The organism is Rhodococcus sp. LMD (genome assembly GCF_056108245.1).
The window spans coordinates 4,135,717-4,152,217 of record NZ_CM148557.1 but is presented as its reverse complement, the minus strand read 5'-3'; the positions used below and the strand labels follow the sequence as shown (position 1 = coordinate 4,152,217).

The 16,501-nt window shown below is 74.3% G+C and carries 16 protein-coding genes and 2 riboswitches; of the genes, 9 read left to right on the top strand and 7 right to left on the bottom strand.

What is annotated here, in order from left to right; all coding sequences use genetic code 11:
• Positions 1–39: 39 nt before the first annotated feature.
• Entirely contained in the window at positions 40–1,041 is a 1,002-nt protein-coding gene (locus tag ACWPQI_RS18995; RefSeq protein WP_010593216.1) for an Rv0361 family membrane protein, read from the bottom strand.
• Positions 1,042–1,121: 80 nt separating this feature from the next.
• Between ACWPQI_RS18995 and ACWPQI_RS18990 the strand changes: the two genes are divergently transcribed.
• From ACWPQI_RS18990 to ACWPQI_RS18980, 3 genes are all read left to right on the top strand, one after another.
• Positions 1,122–1,538, top strand: a complete 417-nt coding sequence (locus ACWPQI_RS18990) for a DUF3151 domain-containing protein (RefSeq protein WP_003938363.1) — start codon at positions 1,122–1,124, stop codon at positions 1,536–1,538.
• Positions 1,525–2,670, top strand: a complete 1,146-nt coding sequence (locus ACWPQI_RS18985) for an FUSC family protein (protein WP_010593215.1) — start codon at positions 1,525–1,527, stop codon at positions 2,668–2,670. The genes ACWPQI_RS18990 and ACWPQI_RS18985 overlap by 14 nt, the downstream gene beginning before the upstream one ends.
• A 67-nt stretch (positions 2,671–2,737) precedes the next feature.
• The gene (locus ACWPQI_RS18980) at positions 2,738–3,670 is read left to right on the top strand and encodes a cation diffusion facilitator family transporter (RefSeq protein ID WP_017680732.1); all 933 of its coding nucleotides are present in this window, start codon (positions 2,738–2,740) and stop codon (positions 3,668–3,670) included.
• A gap of 6 nt (positions 3,671–3,676) precedes the next feature.
• Here ACWPQI_RS18980 and ACWPQI_RS18975 read toward each other — a convergent pair whose 3' ends face one another.
• Positions 3,677–4,207: a histidine phosphatase family protein gene (locus tag ACWPQI_RS18975; protein ID WP_029539931.1), complete on the bottom strand. Its 531-nt coding sequence runs from the start codon at positions 4,205–4,207 to the stop codon at positions 3,677–3,679.
• Between the two features lie 63 nt (positions 4,208–4,270).
• A riboswitch (cobalamin riboswitch) is annotated at positions 4,271–4,384 on the top strand.
• Between the two features lie 59 nt (positions 4,385–4,443).
• Here ACWPQI_RS18975 and ACWPQI_RS18970 point away from each other — a divergent pair.
• Genes ACWPQI_RS18970 through ACWPQI_RS18955 form a run of 4 tightly spaced genes read left to right on the top strand, consistent with a single transcriptional unit; the run spans position 4,444 to position 7,665 of the window.
• Complete coding sequence (locus ACWPQI_RS18970) at positions 4,444–4,608, top strand: CbtB domain-containing protein (protein ID WP_003938359.1); 165 nt, start codon at positions 4,444–4,446, stop codon at positions 4,606–4,608.
• 11 nt (positions 4,609–4,619) lie between these two features.
• Positions 4,620–5,435 (top strand): CbtA family protein, encoded by an 816-nt coding sequence (locus ACWPQI_RS18965; protein WP_010593212.1) that lies wholly within the window; start codon positions 4,620–4,622, stop codon positions 5,433–5,435.
• A 5-nt stretch (positions 5,436–5,440) separates the two neighbouring features.
• Positions 5,441–6,934 (top strand): cobyric acid synthase, encoded by a 1,494-nt coding sequence (locus ACWPQI_RS18960; RefSeq protein WP_474738434.1) that lies wholly within the window; start codon positions 5,441–5,443, stop codon positions 6,932–6,934.
• Positions 6,931–7,665, top strand: a complete 735-nt coding sequence (locus ACWPQI_RS18955; protein ID WP_010593210.1) for a cobalt-precorrin-6A reductase — start codon at positions 6,931–6,933, stop codon at positions 7,663–7,665. The genes ACWPQI_RS18960 and ACWPQI_RS18955 overlap by 4 nt, the downstream gene beginning before the upstream one ends.
• A 57-nt stretch (positions 7,666–7,722) precedes the next feature.
• Here the strand turns inward: ACWPQI_RS18955 and ACWPQI_RS18950 are convergent, their stop codons facing one another.
• The 5 genes from ACWPQI_RS18950 to ACWPQI_RS18930 form a co-directional block, all read right to left on the bottom strand.
• Complete coding sequence (locus tag ACWPQI_RS18950) at positions 7,723–8,280, bottom strand: hypothetical protein (protein WP_010593209.1); 558 nt, start codon at positions 8,278–8,280, stop codon at positions 7,723–7,725.
• A 51-nt stretch (positions 8,281–8,331) separates the two neighbouring features.
• Complete coding sequence (locus ACWPQI_RS18945; protein WP_017680726.1) at positions 8,332–9,276, bottom strand: cobalamin biosynthesis protein; 945 nt, start codon at positions 9,274–9,276, stop codon at positions 8,332–8,334.
• On the bottom strand, positions 9,264–11,624 hold the full coding sequence (locus ACWPQI_RS18940; RefSeq protein ID WP_048772300.1) for a cobyrinate a,c-diamide synthase: 2,361 nt from the start codon (positions 11,622–11,624) through the stop codon (positions 9,264–9,266). Before ACWPQI_RS18940 ends, ACWPQI_RS18945 begins: the two co-directional genes overlap by 13 nt.
• A 61-nt stretch (positions 11,625–11,685) precedes the next feature.
• Positions 11,686–12,300, bottom strand: a complete 615-nt coding sequence (cobO, locus tag ACWPQI_RS18935) for a cob(I)yrinic acid a,c-diamide adenosyltransferase (RefSeq protein WP_048772124.1) — start codon at positions 12,298–12,300, stop codon at positions 11,686–11,688.
• Positions 12,301–14,259 carry a VWA domain-containing protein gene (locus tag ACWPQI_RS18930; RefSeq protein WP_474738857.1) on the bottom strand — a complete coding sequence of 653 codons (1,959 nt, stop codon included), beginning with the start codon at positions 14,257–14,259 and terminating at the stop codon, positions 12,301–12,303.
• Positions 14,260–14,294: 35 nt separating this feature from the next.
• A riboswitch (cobalamin riboswitch) is annotated at positions 14,295–14,491 on the bottom strand.
• Positions 14,492–14,525: 34 nt separating this feature from the next.
• On the opposite strand from ACWPQI_RS18930, the gene ACWPQI_RS18925 reads away from it, so the two are divergent.
• Both ACWPQI_RS18925 and ACWPQI_RS18920 read left to right on the top strand, forming a co-directional pair.
• A complete protein-coding gene (locus ACWPQI_RS18925) occupies positions 14,526–15,728 on the top strand; it encodes a bifunctional cobalt-precorrin-7 (C(5))-methyltransferase/cobalt-precorrin-6B (C(15))-methyltransferase (protein ID WP_010593202.1) in 1,203 nt (400 codons plus the stop codon).
• Entirely contained in the window at positions 15,725–16,486 is a 762-nt protein-coding gene (locus ACWPQI_RS18920) for a cobalt-precorrin-4/precorrin-4 C(11)-methyltransferase (RefSeq protein WP_010593201.1), read from the top strand. The genes ACWPQI_RS18925 and ACWPQI_RS18920 overlap by 4 nt, the downstream gene beginning before the upstream one ends.
• Positions 16,487–16,501: the final 15 nt, after the last annotated feature.

Below are 16,501 nucleotides of genomic sequence, written 5' to 3'. Positions count from 1 at the left end.
TTCTGCCTCTACCGTTCGCCCTCTACCGTTCGTCGCGGATCATTCGCCGCAGACCTTCCAGTCCTCCCCCTCGCGGGCCAGGTCGAAGGTGCGCTGGGTGACGTCGGTCGGCGTCCCGGCGGGGTGCGCCGTGACCTGTGCGATGGCCTGGCCGTCGGTGATCTGCACCTTGTCGACGCCGGTGACGACGGGCACGGTGCCCTGGTCGACGGCGGTGCGGTGGATGTCCGCGAACTGCTCGGGCGGTACCGAGGCGTAGAACTCCTGCAGTCCGCCGCACGTCGTGGTGCGCAGCGTCGTCAGGTCGCCGGCGGCGAGCGCACCGACGAAGGTCTCGACGGTGGCGCGGATCCGGGCCTCCGGCGAGTTCGCCGCCCGGTCGTCCAGGTAGACCTTCACGGCCGCGGCCGCCACTGCGGCGACGACGAGCAGTCCCGCGACGAGCGCGGCGATCACCCAGCCTCGCCGGCCCCGCCTGCCGGGTGCGACGGGGTCGATGCGCTGCGGCCCCGGGACCGGCTGGGCGCGCTGGGGTTGGACGCGCTGTGGTTCGGTGCGCCGGGGTTCGATGCGCTGGGGCTCCACCCGCCGGGCCTCGGCACGGTGCGGTTCCGGCCCCGCCGGCGGGACCCGCTGCGGTTCGGCGCGCTGGGGAACGATCCGCTGCGGCGCCTGCTTGGGGGTGTGCGTGGTGACGGCGATGCGGGCGGTGGGCGCGTCGGCGGGGGAGGGGGCCGGTTCGGCGCGCCGCGCGGCCGGGATGGCCACGGTCTCTGCCTCGCTCGCCGAGGCCGGCTCGTTCGCGGCGCGGTCGGCGGGACCCGTGGCCGGTGTGCCGCCTTGCGGGCCTGCGTGCGGTGCCGGGCCCTCGGCGTCGCCGGGCGCTGTGGAGGAACGGGGGTTGTCCGTGGCCGGTGTGCCGCCTTGCGGGCCTGCGTGCGGTGCCGGGCCCTCGGCGTCGCCGGGCGCTGCGGAGGAATCGGGTGCGCCCGTCGCCGGATCGGGGGACGTGGTGGTGTCTTCGTTCTTCGGATCCGGCACGCGATCCCCCTTGCTGAGCGGACGGCTGTTCTCCCGGGCAGCCTAACGACCGTCGTCCCGCGGTGGGCACAATGGTGGCCATGACGTCTTTCGGTGATCTTCTCGGACCCCAACCCACCCTGCTGCCCGGCGACGACGAGGCGGAATCGGCGCTGCTGAACCGCGAGGATCCGGCGAAGGTGGCAGCCGACCACCCCACCGCGTCGATCGCGTGGGCCTACCTGGCCGAAGCCGCCCTCGAGCGCGGCGAGACGATCGCGGCCTACGCCTACGCCCGCACCGGCTACCACCGCGGTCTCGACCAGCTGCGCCGCAACGGCTGGAAGGGCTTCGGTCCCGTGCCGTACGAGCACGAACCCAACCGGGGTTTCCTGCGGTGCGTCGCCACGCTGGCCCGCGCCGCGAAGGAGATCGGCGAGGCCGACGAGCACGCCCGCTGCCTCGACCTGCTCGAGGACTGCGATCCCCGCGCCGCCGAAGCGCTTGGCGTCGATTAGTCCCCGGCTGCCCACCAGGGACGGCGTCCGCCGGCGGCTGCGTGCGTCGGGGCGCCGGCTGCGGTCCTCGGCGCTGCCCATCCTGCAGTGCGCGCTCGCGGCGGGCATCGCCTGGTGGGTGGCGACGGGACCGGTCGGACACGAGCAGCCGTTCTTCGCGCCCATTGCGGCGGTCGTGTCGCTGGGGCTGTCGCTGGGGGCGCGGATGCGCCGGTCGGTCGAACTCGTCTGCGGGGTCACCGTGGGCATCGGCATCGGCGACCTGATCATCTCGTTCATCGGCAGCGGTCCGTGGCAGATCGCACTCGTCGTCGCGATGGCGATGGGCACGGCGGTGGCCCTGAACAGCGGTCCGATCTTCTCCATGCAGGCCGGGAACTCGGCGGTGCTCGTGGCGACCCTGATCCCGCCCGGCGGGTCCGGGGGCGTCGACCGCATGGTCGACGCCCTCGTCGGCGGCCTGGTCGGCATCGCCGTCGTCGCCGTGATTCCCACGCATCCGGTTCGCCGGGCGCGCCGGGAGGCGGCGAACGTGCTGGCCACGGCGGCGGACGTGCTGCGCAAGGTCGAGACCGGCCTGGTCGAGAACAACCCGAAGCCGATCGAGGCGGCCCTGCGCGAGGCCCGGGCCACGCAGTCGGCGATCGACGCGATGCGCACCAACATCTCCGGCGGCAAGGAGATCAGCCGCATCTCGCCGCTGTACTGGAACAGCCGGCCGCGGCTCGAACGGCTCACGGCCGCGGCGGACCCGATCGACAACGCCATGCGCAACACGCGCGTGCTGGCGCGCCGGTCGCTCTCGCTCGTGCGCGACGACGAGATCCTCGATCCGCGGCTGGTGCGGCGCATCGACGAACTGGCCGACGCGGTGGACGTGCTGAGGGCGATGGTCCTCGCCGAGCCGGGGGAGAAGCCGGACCAGGCGGAGGCGGCCCGGGTGCTGCGGAGTGTGGCCCGGGAGATGAAGCCGGACCAGGTGCAGGGTGCGGGTCTGTCGGCCACGGTGGTGTTCGCGCAGATCCGCTCGCTGATCGTGGACCTGCTCCAGGTGGCGGGGCTGAAACGGATCTCGGCGATCGCGACCCTGCCCCCGACCGTGGAGCATCCGGCGTATCCGCCCGAGTCCTGACCCCCACCCCTCCGTTGAACATATGCGTATGTCTGCATATGATGGCCGAAACTTCGGAGGGAGGATCATGGGGGTCGGACACGGTCATTCGCACGGTCACGCCGGAGCCGGTGCGCCCGGCGAGGCGGGGCCGTCGCGGGGGCGGCTGCGGCGGATGGCGATCGCCCTCGCGATCCTGGTGGCGTTCCTGCTCCTCGAAGCCGGCGTCGCCCTGTGGATCGACTCGCTCGCCCTGCTCGCCGACGCCGGCCACATGCTCACCGACGTGGTGGGCATGTCCATGGGGATGGCCGCCCTGATCCTCGCGCGGCGCGGGAGCACCGCCGCCGCCCGCACCTTCGGCTGGCACCGTGCCGAGGTGCTCGCCGCGATGGCGAACGCCGCACTCCTGCTCGCCGTGGCGGTCTGGGTGTTCTACGAAGCGATCCACCGCATCGGCGACGCCCCCGACATCCCCGGCACGGCCCTCGTGCTCACCGCGACGGCCGGTCTGGCCGCCAACCTCGTCGTGATGCTGCTCCTGCGCGCCGATGCCAAGGACAGTCTCGCGGTCCGCGGTGCCTACCTCGAGGTCCTCGCCGACGCGGTCGGAAGCGTCGGCGTCCTCGTCGCCGGCGCCCTGGTCCTGCTGTTCGACTGGACCCTCGCCGACATCGTCGTCGGCGTCCTCATCTCGCTGTGGGTGGTGCCGCGGGCGGTGCGGCTGGCCGCGGCGTCGCTGCGCATCCTCACCCAGGCGTCGCCCGCACACCTCGACGTCGACGGGGTCCGCGCCGACCTGTCCGCCCTGCCCGGCGTCACCGGCGTCCACGACCTGCACGTGTGGACCCTGACGACCGGGATGGACGTCGCCACGGTGCACCTGATCAGCGACCACGACCCGCAGTGGGTGCTCGAATCGGCCCGCGCCGTCCTCACCTCGCACGGGCTCGAGCACGCCACCGTGCAGGTCGAGACGACCGTCAACGGGCGGCGCTGCGAGGAGAACGTCACCTGGTAACGCGGCTCAGTCCAGCCGCAGCGACCACCGGCCCGACCGTCCGTGCAGCCGGACCCGGGCGAGCGGACGCACGTCGATCCGCCAGAACGACCGCGGTCCCGCGCCCAGTGCGTACCCGGTCGCGGCGCGGATCACCGCGGGGTGGGTCACCGCGACGACCCGTCCCGGCGCCAGCTCGTCGAGCCATCCCGCCACCCGGTCACCCAGCGCCGCGACGGATTCGCCGCCGTGCGGTGCCGCGTGCGGATCGGTCAGCCACTCGTGCAGACCCGCGGCCGGCACCTCGTCCATGGCCAGCCCCGCCCAGTCGCCGTAGTCCAGGTCCCGCAGCGCGGGATCGACACCGGCCGTCGCGCCCAGCGTGGCCGCGGTCTCGGTGGTGCGGCGCTCCGGCGCCACGACGACGCGGTCGGCCACCGGCGCCACCACGCGCCCGAGTTCGCGCCTGCCGCGCTGCGACAGCGGCTCGTCGGCGGGGAACCGGACGGCGCGTTGCGCCTCCGTCGAGGCGTGGGCCAGGAGGGTGAGACGAACCACGGCGTCATCGAACCACACCCCGCGCGTTCGCCTTGACAGGGGAAGGCGGGGGTGCGAATGTTCCTTCGTTACCCGTGCCGAGGTGCAGGCAATCCGGTGCAAGTCCGGAGCGGTCGCGCCACTGTGACCGGACGTGACGTCCGGGAGTCAGAAAACTCCCTCGGTGCAAGAACTTTCGACGGGACGCGTTATCCCAGGAGGATGCTTTGGCTACTGTCCACACCCCCGAGTCCACGATGGGTTCGGCAGCGCTGGCTGCCGCGATCACCGCCGTCGTGCTGCTCGCCTTCGTCACCCTCTACCTGGTCGGGTTCGACCAGGGTGCCGTGTCGCGCACCGGCATGTTCATGCACGAACTGATGCACGACGGCCGGCACCTGCTCGGCCTGCCGTGTCACTGAGCGCGGGGGCCGTGTCACCGCACCCGGATGCCGCCGTCTCGGACAGCGTCCCACTGGCCGGTCCCTACACCCGGATCCTGCTGCGCGGCCTGCTCGCCGGTCTCCTCGCGGGCCTGCTCGCCGGCGCCGTCGCGTTCGTGATCGGCGAGCCGCACATCGAGGCCGCGATCGCGCTCGAGGAATCCGCCGCCGAACACGCCGCCACCGGCGCGCACACCCACACGCACGAGGCCGGATCCGCCGGTCACAGCCACGGCGAGGACGCCCTCGTCGGCCGCACCGGGCAGAAGGCGGGCCTGATCCTCGCCACCACCCTCGGCGGGCTGGCGCTCGGTGCGCTGTACGCCTCGGTGCTGCACTTCGCGCGCCGCCACACCACGCTGTCGGGTCCGGTGCTCGGACTGCTCGGCGCCGGAGCCGGCTGGCTCGCGGTCGCGGCGGTGCCGTTCCTGAAGTACCCGGCCAATCCGCCCGCGGTGGGCGACCCGGACACCATCGACCAGCGCACGCTCCTGTGGGTCGCGACGGTCGTGCTCGGCCTCGTCGCGCTCGCGGTGGCGGTCGCCGTCGCGAAGGCCCTCGCCCGCCAGGAGATGCGCACCGTCCGGCTCGCAGGCCCGGTCCTGGCCTTCCTCGTCGTGGTGGGCCTCGGATATGCGGTGCTGCCGACGATCGACGAGGTCGGTGCCGGATTCCCGGCGACGCTGCTGTGGGACTTCCGCGTTGCGTCCGTGGTCATCCAGACCACATTGTGGTTCGCCCTGGGGGTGGCGTTCGCGTTCCTCACCGAACGCGCCGATCGGCGCGCACCCGTCCGCGTGGCGTAGCCGGCGTGGGACAGGGCCTGCTCGTCGCCGGAACCACCTCCGACGCCGGGAAAACCGTGGTGACCACCGGGATCTGCCGGGCGCTGGCCCGACGCGGGTTGTCGGTCGCGCCGTTCAAGGCGCAGAACATGTCCAACAACTCGATGGTGGCCCTCGACCCGGACACCGGTGAGGGCGTGGAAATCGGCCGCGCGCAGTGGATCCAGGCGGTGGCCGCCCGCGCGACGCCCGAGGCCGCGATGAATCCGGTGCTGCTCAAGCCCGGCAGCGATCGTCGCAGCCACGTCGTCGTGCTCGGCCGCCCCGCGGGGCAGCTCGAGGCCGGCGAGTTCGCGGGCGGGCGACGACATCTCGCCGACGCCGCGTTCACTGCATTCGACGACCTGCGCGCCCGCTTCGACGTCGTGGTCTGCGAGGGCGCCGGCAGCGCCGCCGAGATCAACCTGCGGGCCCACGACTACGTCAACATGGGTCTGGCCCGGCACGGCGACCTGCCGACGGTGCTCGTCGGCGACATCGACCGCGGCGGGGTGTTCGCCGCCATGTACGGCACCCTCGCCCTGCTCGACGCGCCCGACCAGGCCCTCGTCCGCGGATTCGTGATCAACAAGTTCCGCGGCGACGTCGGGCTGTTGCGGCCCGGCCTCGACACGCTCGAAGAGATCACCGGCAGGCCGGTTCTCGGTGTCCTGCCGTGGCAGCGCGACCTGTGGCTGGACTCGGAGGACTCGCTGGCCCTGTCGTCGCGACCCGCCCACGACGGCGCCGGCGCGCTCACCGTCGCGGTGGTGATGCTGCCCCGGATCAGCAACTTCACCGACGTCGACGCCCTGTGCCTCGAGCCGGACGTGCGGGTGCGGTTCGTCGACGACCCCCGCGCCGTCGCCGGTGCCGACGTGGTGATCCTGCCCGGTACGCGCGCCACCCTCGCCGACCTCGCGTGGCTGCGCGGTCGCGGCCTCGACACCGCCGTCGCCGACCACGCCCGTCGTGGGGGCGTGGTGCTCGGCATCTGCGGCGGATTCCAGATGCTCGGCCGGCGGATCGCCGATCCGCACGGCGTCGAAGGCACGCGCGATTCGTGCGTGGACGGGCTCGGATTGCTGGACGTGCACACCCGTTTCGAACCGGAGAAGGTGCTGCGGCTGCCGACCGGGACGGCGCTCGGGGTCCCCGCCTCGGGTTACGAGATCCACCACGGCCGCATCTCCCGCGGCGGCGACGAGGAGTTCCTCGGCGGCGCCCGGGCGGGAACGGTGTTCGGCACCATGTGGCACGGCAGCCTCGAGGCCGACGCCCTGCGCACCGCCTGGCTCCGCGAGGTCGCCGCACTCACCGGCCGCGACGTCGCCACCGGCACCGTCGGCTTCCACGACGCACGCGAGGCCCGCCTCGAGGTGCTCGCCGACATGATCGAGGAGCACCTCGACGTCGACACCCTGCTCGGGATGCTGGGGGACCGGCCCGCGCTGCCCACCCTGACCGGCGGCCTGGCATGACGGTGCTCGTTCTCGGTGGCACCGGAGAGGCCCGGGCGCTCGCCGCTCGTCTGGAGACCGCGGGGGTGGCGTACCTGTCGTCGCTCGCGGGACGGGTACGCAACCCGCGGCTGCCGGTGGGCGAGGTTCGGATCGGCGGTTTCGGGGGCGTCGAGGGACTGCAACAGTACCTGCGCGGCAACGGGATCGACCGGGTCGTCGATGCGACGCACCCGTTCGCCGCGCGGATCAGCGGCAACGCCGCGACCGCGTGCGCGGCGGCCGGGGTGCCGCTGCTGCGCCTCGCGCGGCCGGGCTGGACCGGCACCGCCGACTGGACGTGGGTCGACGACCACGACGCCGCGGCCGTGGCAGCGGCCGGGGGCACGAGCGTGTTCCTGAGCACGGGACGTCAGACCCTCGACCGCTTCCTCGGCCCCCTCGCGCGGCACCGTGTCCTCGTGCGGGTGGTCGAACCGTTGGACCTCGACGTGCCGGACTCGTGGACGGTGCTGCTCGCCCGGGGCCCCTACACGCTCGACGGCGAGCGGGCGCTGCTCGCCGGCCACGGCGTCGACGTGCTCGTCACGAAGGACTCCGGCGGGGACCTGACCCGCGCCAAGCTCGACGCCGCGGCCGAACTCGGCGTGCGGGTCGTCGTCGTGCGCCGACCGCCGTCGCCGCCGGGGGTGCCGACGGTGACGACGGTCGCCGACGCCGTCGCCTGGGCCGCCGAGCCGCTCGCGAAATAGACACCCGCGCATCTAATTTCGCGCGCGTACGTCCGCGGGCCGCGCCGATCTGCGGCGTCAGACCTGTGGGCCCTCGGCGCGCAGGTCGTCGACCTTGCGCATCGCCTCGCGGAGCTCGGCGAGCCACTGCTCGCTGTGCGTGCCGACGAGCTTGATGCACCAGGCGAGCGCGTCGGAACGCGACCGGGCGACGCCGGCGTCGACGAGGGTGTCGAGGACCTTGCGCTCGGGCTGGCGCAGCCGGGTCATCACCGGAACGGCCAAGTGGGTGAACAACACCCGGCGATCGCCGAGGGTGACGCCCCAGGCGACCTTCCGGCCGTAGCGGGCCTCGGCCTCGTCGGCGATGCGCATGCGGTCCGGGCGGGTGCTCTCCCGGAAGCGGGCGATGCGCCCGTCGACGGCCGCGGCGCCGGCGTCCTCGGGCGGGGGGAGTTCCCCGACGACGACGATCTCCTCGCGGTCGACCTCGATGGTGGCGGGGCCGGTGAACCAGTCGTCGGGCAGTCGTCCGGAGAACCACTCGGTGGCGTCGCTCGCATCGGGGACGTCGGCCTGCTGCCAGCCGCCGGGGCGTCCGAAGCGGGGTCCGTGCATGTGGGGGGTGTGTCGCATGTCGTCCTCCTCGGGACGAAGGGTGTTTCACTGATTACAGTGTTACACCTCTTACGTGATGCGCGCCACATCCCTGGTCGCGACCGTGAGGACAGTGCACACCGCCAGCGCTCCCACGCCGACCCGCGCGGCGAGCCGCACCGCACGCCCCAGGTCCGCCGGCTGCGGCGGCGGACCGTCACCGAGAGTGCCGCGGTCCTCGACGACACCGTGATAGACGTTCACCCCGCCCAGCGTGACCCCCAGCGCCCCGGCGAACGCGGCCTCCACCGGACCCGCATTCGGGCTCGGGTGCCGGTGGGCGTCCCGGCGCCAGGCCCGCAGCGCCGCACCCGGCCGGCCGCCCAGGCCGACCGCGAGCAGCGCCGACAGCCGCGCCGGAGCCAGATTGAGCACGTCGTCGAACCGGGCCGACGCCCAGCCGAACCGCTCGTGACGGGGCGTGCGGTGGCCCACGCGGGCGTCGAGGGTGTTCGCGGCCCGGTAGCCGAGCAGACCCGCCGGCCCGGCCACCGCACCCCAGAGCAGCGGCGCGACCACCGCATCGGACGTGTTCTCCGCGAGCGACTCGAGCGTGGCGCGGGCGACGCCGGCGGCGTCGAGCTGCGACGGGTCGCGGCCGACGAGGTGGGTGACCTGCCGTCGCGCGGCGGGCAGATCCCCACGGCGCAGCTGGCCGTCGATCGTCGTGGCCTCCCGCGCCAGCGAGCGGCCGCCGAGCACGGTCCACGTCGCGGCCGCCGTCACCGCCGTCCGCAGCAGCGGGCGCCGCCGGGTGAGGCGGTCCGCGCCGTAGCCGAGCCCCGTGGCGCCGCCGACCAGCACCACGGTGAACAGTGCCCCGGCCGCCCGGTGATCCGCGTACAGCGCCCGTTCGGTCGCGCGCGCGATCCGGCCGAAGCCGCTCACCGGATGGAACCGGCGGGGATCGCCGAACGCCCGGTCGGCGGCATAGCCCAGGACGAGGCCGGCGGCGCGGGCATTCACGTCGGCCACGCCTCGAGCAGCGCCGCGGTCGTCTGCGGGTCGCGCACCGCGATGCGCACCCAGTCCGCGCCGAGGCCGGGGAACGTGTCGCCGCGGCGCACCGCGAACCCCCGGCCCCGCAGGCGCTCCCGCGTGCCGGCCGGGACGTGTGCCAGCACGAACGGCGCCGCGGACGGTCCGGCCACCGCGACGCCGAGGGCGGTCAGGCCGTCCACGAGGACGGCGCGGTCGGCCGCGATCTGCACGGCGGCCCGCTCGGCCTCGACCGTGGCCGCCGCCGACGCGCACGCGATCATCGCCGCCGCCGCCGGTGTGGACACAGACCACGGTGGCTGGTGCGCGGCCAGTTCGGCGACGATCGACTCGTCACCGAGCACGTATCCGGCGCGGATCCCGGGAATCGCCCACGTCTTGGTGAGCGAGCGGATCACCACGACACCCGGAATCGACTCCCCGGCAAGCGATTCGGTCTCTCCCGGTACCGCATCCATGAACGCCTCGTCCACCACGAGCACCCGCCCGGGGCGCGCCAGGGCCCGCAGCGCGGCAGCCGGGTGCAGCACCCCGGTCGGGTTCGTCGGGTTGCCGACGACCACGAGGTCGGCGTCGTCGGGCACCGGCGCCGCGTCGAGGACGAACCCGTCCTCGGCCCGCAACAGCACCCGGGTCACCTCGTGCCCGGCGACGCGCAGCGCCGCCTCCGGCTCGGTGAACTGCGGGTGGATCACCACCGGTCGCGCCCAGCGGCGGGCGCGGGCGACGAGGGTGAACGCCTCCGCGCCGCCGGCGGTGGGAAGCACCTCGTGCGGATCGCGGCCGTGCCGCGCGGCCAGGGCCGCGCGCGCCGCCCGCGGATCCGGATACCGGTCCAGTTCGGCCAGCGAGCCCGTCAGTGCCGCCTCCAGCCAGTCCGGACGCGGCCGGCGCGCGACGTTGACGGCCAGATCCACCAGGCCGGGGGTCGCCTCCCGGTCACCGTGGTGCTGCAGGTCCGGTGCGGCGGTACGGGTCGTGCGTGGCGGCGGGGGGACCGGCGTCGCGGCCCGCACCGCCTCGGCGAACCGCCGGGCAAGGACCGGATGCCCGGCCCAGTGGGTGTGCAGATAGGACGCGTGCACGGTGGCGGAGGCGAACCCGTCGGGCCTACCGCCCAGCAGCCACGCCGGGTCGCCGGTGGAATCCACGGCGGTACGGTGGAATTCGTGTCCGGTCACCCGCGCGCCCGCCGGGGCGAGCAGCGTGTCGCGGGGCGCGACGGCGGTGCGGTAGCCGAGGGTGAGCCGCGGGGTCATCCGCGCGGACGCGTCGACCGCGCCGATCATCGGAGCGCCGTCCACGTCGCGGCACAGGTACAGCAGGCCCGCGCACTCGGCGACGGTGGGCGTGCCGGCCGCGATCGCGGCCCGCAGATGCTCGCGCAGAGGCGTGTTCGCGGCCAGGTCCGCGGCGTGCACCTCGGGGAACCCGCCGCCGAGGTAGATCCCGGCGGTGCCGTCCGGCAGGCGTTCGTCGCGCAGCGGATCGAAGACGACGGTGCGGCACCCGGCGGCGCGCAGCATCTCCTCGGTCTCGGCGTAGCGGAACGTGAAGGCGCGACCGCCGGCGACCGCGACGACCGGTCCGTCCTCGGCGGACTCGCCCGGCTCCCACGGCTCGGTGGCGAGGACCGGTGCGCTGCGGGCGATCCGCATCACTTCGGCGAGATCGACGCGGGCGGCGATCTGCGCGGCCAGCCGGTCGAGCTGGGCGGTCGCCCCGGCCCGCTCCTGCGCCGGCACCAGCCCCAGGTGCCGCGACGGCGCCGAGATCCCGTCGTCGCGCTGCAGCACCCCGAGCACCGGAACGCCCGTCGCGGCCAGGGCCTCGACCACCTCGTCGGAATGCCGCACCGAACCGGCCTTGTTCAGGATCACCCCGGCGATGCGGACACCGCGGTCGAACGTGGCCATGCCGTGCACCACCGCCGCGATGGAGCGGGAGGCGTGCGAGACGTCGACGACGAGGACCACCGGGGCGCCGAGCACCGTGGCGGTGTGGGCGGTGGACGCGAAACCGTCGGTGCCGAGCATCCCGTCGTACAGGCCCATCACGCCCTCGACGATCGCGACGTCCGCGCCGCGGGCGCCGTGCGTGAGCAGCGGTGCGAGCAGGTCGGTGCCGACGAGGTGTGCGTCGAGGTTACGTCCCGGCCGGCCCGTCGCGAGGGCGTGGTAGCCGGGGTCGATGTAGTCCGGGCCGACCTTGTGCCCCGACACGGTGTGCCCGGCCGACCGCAGTGCGGCCATGAGACCCGTTGCGACCGTGGTCTTCCCGTGCCCGGACGCCGGCGCGGCGATCACCAGCCGCGGCAGCGTCACCACGCTGCCACCCCGAGTGTCACCACGCTGCCGAGTGTCACCACGCGGCCACACCCGAGTGTCACCACTCGATGCCCTTCTGGCCCTTCTGGCCCGCGTCCATCGGGTGCTTGATCTTCGTCATCTCGGTCACGAGATCCGCGGCCTCGATCAACGCCGGATGCGCCCGGCGGCCGGTGATCACGACGTGCTGGTGGCCGGGACGCGCGGCGAGCGTCCGCACCACCTCGTCGGCGTCGATCCAGCCCCAGCCGATCGGGTAGGTGAATTCGTCGAGCACGTACAGCCCGTGCTGCTCGGCGGCGAGCCGGCGCTGGATCTCCCGCCACCCGGCGAGCGCCGCGGCGGCGTGGTCCTCCTCGGTGCCGTCCTTGCGGGACCACGACCACCCCGAGCCCATCTTGTGCCACTCGATCGGGCCGCCCGTCCCGCGCTCGGTGTGCAGGTCGCCGAGGGTCTCGAAGGCGGTCTGCTCACCGAGACGCCACTTGGCGGACTTGACGAATTGGAACACCGCGACCGACCAGCCCTGGTTCCATCCGCGCAGTGCCAGACCGAACGCGGCGGTCGACTTGCCCTTGCCGTCGCCGGTGTGGACCATCAGCAGCGGCCGGTTGCGGCGCTGGCGGGTGGTGAGACCGTCGTCCGGCACGGCGACCGGTTGTCCCTTCGGCATCTACGCGGCCCTTCCTCGGACGACGGTGGTGAGCGCGTCGGCGTGAACCTCGCCGACGGGAACGTGTTCGGCGTGGAGCCGTTCGGCGAGCCGGGCCGCGAGACCCATGCGGAACCGGCCGGTCTCGGAATCCACGACGACCGCGTCGATCCCGGCGGTGGCGATGCGGTCGGCGGCCGCGAGGGACCGGGCCACCGCGTCCGAGCCTGCGGTGGCGCGGCCGTCGGTGACCACGACGAGCAGCGCCCGCCGGTCGGGTTCGCGCAGCCGGTGCCGCCGGATCGTCTCGGCCGCCTCGAGCAGTCCCTCGGCGAGCGGGGTACGCCCGCCCGCCGGCAGCTCTCGCAGCCGAGCCGCGGCCACGTCCACCGAATTGGTCGGCGGTAGGGCGAGCACGGCGCGATCGCCGCGGAAGGTCACCAGACCGACGGTGTCGCGGCGCCGGTAGGCGTCGAGCAGCAGCGACAGGATCGCCGTCTTGACCTGCGTCATCCGCTGCCGCGCCGCCATGGAGCCGGAGGCGTCGACGCACAGCAGCACCAGGTTGGCCTCCCGCCCCTCGACGACCTTCCGCCGCACCTGCCACCCGTGCGCGTTTCCGGTAGTTCCCGCTACCGGAAACGCGCACGGGTGGGCGGCGGTGGCGCGGATGGTGGCGGGCAGGTGGACGGGGCCGGTGTCGGCGCGACGCTCGCCGACCGTGCGGCCGACCGTCGTGCGCGCCCGGGAGCGCCGGCCCGCGGTGCCGCGGCCCGTGCGGTCGGCGGTGAACAGGCGGGTCCGGTAGGGCTCGGCGGGGGCCGCGACGGACGTCGCCGCGCCGGCGCCCGCCGCACGGTCGTCCCGGTCCGGCGTCGCTTCGCCGCCTCCGGGACCGTCGGGACCGGCACCGCCGGGGCCGGGGCCGGGGCCGGGATCGTCCGGGTCGGGATCGTCCGGGTCCGGCTCGGGGGCCCGGTCGCCCAGGAGTTCGTCGAGCAGCGTCTCGTCCATGCCGGGCTCGTCGAAGGGGTTGCGGCGACGACGGTGCGGCAACGCGAGCCGCGCCGCGACCGCGATGTCCTCCCGCGTGACCTCGTCGCGACCCGCCCAGGCCGCGTGCGCGACGGCGGTCTTCGCGGTGACCAGGTCGGCGCGCATCCCGTCGACGTCGAACGCCGCGCACACCTCCGCGATGGCGACGAGCGCGTCGTCGCCGAGCCGCACGTGCGGCAGCCGCTCGCGGGCCGCGGCGAGCCGCCGCGCCAGCTCGGCCTCGGCGTCGGCCCAGCCCGCGACGAACGAGACCGGGTCGGCGTCGAACGCCAGGCGCCGCCGCACGATCTCCGCCCGCACCTGCGGATCGCGCGGCGCGGCCACCTCCACGGTCAGCCCGAAGCGGTCGAGCAGCTGCGGACGCAGCTCCCCCTCCTCCGGGTTCATCGTTCCGACCAGTACGAACCGGGCGGCATGCGAGACCGACACCCCGTCGCGCTCGACGGAGCACCGGCCCATCGCCGCGGCGTCGAGCAGCAGGTCCACGAGATGGTCGTGCAGCAGGTTGACCTCGTCGACGTAGAGCACCCCGCGGTGCGCCCGGGCGAGCAGGCCCGGCTCGTACTCAGCGGTGCCCCCCGACAGTGCCTTCTGCAGGTGCAGGGAGCCGGTGACCCGGTCCTCGGTGGCGCCGACGGGCAGTTCCACCAGCCGCGCCGGCCGGGTCTGCGCCGCCGCGCCGTGCGGATGCGGGCCGTCGGGACAGGACGGGTCGGGGGCGGCGGGGTCGCACGCGAACCGGCAGCCGGCGACCTCCGTGACCTGCGGCAACAGCGCGGCCTGGGCGCGCACCGTGGTCGACTTGGCGGTGCCCTTCTCCCCGCGCACGAGCACCCCGCCGATCGACGGCGACACCGCGCACAGGGACAGGGCCAGCGCGAGGTCGTCGGAGCCGACGACGGCACTGAACGGATACACGTGCACTTTCAACCTCCACAGGCTCCCGCTGGGATGTCTTCTCGGCAAACGGAATCGAGGCCGGTATTCGGACTTCCCGGTCGGACGCCGTGCGATCGCCTTCCCGGACCGGGCGGTCCAGTGGCTGCGCGTGATGCGCATGATCGACGACTCCCGGGTCACCGCAGCGGGCCTGTGCCGGATTCACACCGGCTTCCCGATTATCCCCGTGAGGGGCACCTCGATTGTCTTGCCGGCGCCGAGTCTAACCGCACCGGCTAGGGTTCGACGCCATGGGCTCACACATCACCGTCGTCGGCATGGGTGCCGACGGCTGGGACGGCCTGCCGCCCCCCGCCCGCGACGCGGTGCTCGGCGCGCAGGTCCTGCTCGGTGGGCGGCGCCATCTGGCGCTGCTGCCCGAGACCGGCGCCGTCCGCGAGCCGTGGCCGTCCCCGCTGCGCGACGGACTCGACGCGCTGCTCGCGCGGCACCGCGGCCGCACGATCGTGGCGGTCGCGTCGGGCGATCCGCTCGTCTCCGGCATCGGGACCACCCTGATCGACCGGCTCGGCGCCGACGCGGTGACGGTGCTGCCCGCCGTGTCGTCGGTGGCGCTGGCCCGCGCCCGCATGGGGTGGAGCGCCGAGTCGGTGGACGTGGTGACGCTGGTGGGCCGGGACGTGCACGCCGTCCGCCGCGCATTCGGGTGGGGGCGGCGGCTGATCGTGCTCTCCTCCGACGGCTCCACCCCGGCGCGGGTCGCCGACCTGCTGCGCCGAGACGGGTTCGGCGCGAGCACCCTGACCGTGCTGTCGGACCTCGGCGCGCCCGAGGAGGCGCGGCGCACCGCCGCCGCCGACGACTGGTCCGGCGACGCGCCCGCGCTCAACGTCGTCTGCATCGAATGCTCCGGAGCCGAGGGGTATCCCGCGACGCCCGGCCTGGCCGACGACGCGTTCGAGCACGACGGTCAGATTTCCAAACGCCCGATCCGGCTCGCCGCGGTGTGCGCGCTCGCGCCGCGGCCGGGGCAACTGCTGTGGGACGTCGGGGCCGGCGCCGGGTCGGTGGGCATCGAGTGGGCCCGCACCGATCCGCGCTGCCGCACGGTGGCGATCGAACGCGACGAGACGCGCGCCGACCGGATCGGCCGCAACGCCGCGCGGCTCGGCGTCCCGTCGGTCGTGGTGGTGCGCGGCGCCGCCCCCGACGCGCTCGCCGGTCTCGACACCCCCGATGCCGTCTTCGTCGGCGGCGGCGGGTCGATTCCCGGAGTGCTCGAAGCCTGCTGGGCGGCACTGCGTCCGGGTGGCCGTCTGGTCGCGCACGCGGTGACCCTCGAAACCGAGTCGACGTTGGTGCAGTGGTGGAAGACCCACGGCGGGGAGCTGACCCGGACGACCGTGGAACAGGCCGCACCACTCGGCGGGTTCAGCGGCTGGCAGGCGCTGCGCCCGGTGGTGCAGTGGCAGGTGACGAAAGGCGAGAGATGACAGTTCACTTCGTGGGATCCGGGCCCGGTGCGGCCGACCTGCTGACGCTGCGGGCCGCGCGCCTGCTGAGCGAGGCGCCGGTGGTGCTCTACGCCGGCACCTATCTCGACGACGAGGTGCTCGCGCACTGCCGGGACGACGCGGAGCTCGTCGACACCCAGCGCCTGGACCTGGACGAGATCACCGCGCACCTCGTCGACGCCCACCGCCGCGGCCTCGACGTCGTCCGCTTGTGTTCCGGTGACCCGTCGCTGTATTCGGCCCTGACCGAGCAGACGCGCCGGCTCGATGCCGCGGCAGTGCCGTGGGACGTCACGCCCGGTGTGCCGGCCTACGCGGCCGCCGCGGCGACCCTCGGGGCGGAGCTGACCGTGCCCGAGCTGGTGCAGACCGTCGTGCTGACCCGCACGCAGGCCCGCTCGACGACCATGCCCGACACCGAGGCCCTCGCCCGCGTCGCGGGCCTGCGCGCGAGCCTCGTGCTGCACCTGGCGATCACCCGCATCCGCGTCCTCGCCGAGGAGCTGAGCGTCGAGTACGGCGCCGACTGTCCGGCCGCGGTGGTGGCGTTCGCGTCCCGCCCGAACGAGCTGGTGCTGCGCGGCACGCTCGCCGACCTCGCCGACAAGGTCGAGGCGGCGGGACTGAAGCACACCGCGGTGATCGTCGTCGGCCGTGCCCTGGGCGTGCGGTCGGCGGACGTCGCGTGCTCGCACCTCTACGACCCGGCGCGGGACCGCAGCGGCTTCACACGGTGAACCGGAATCCGCGCG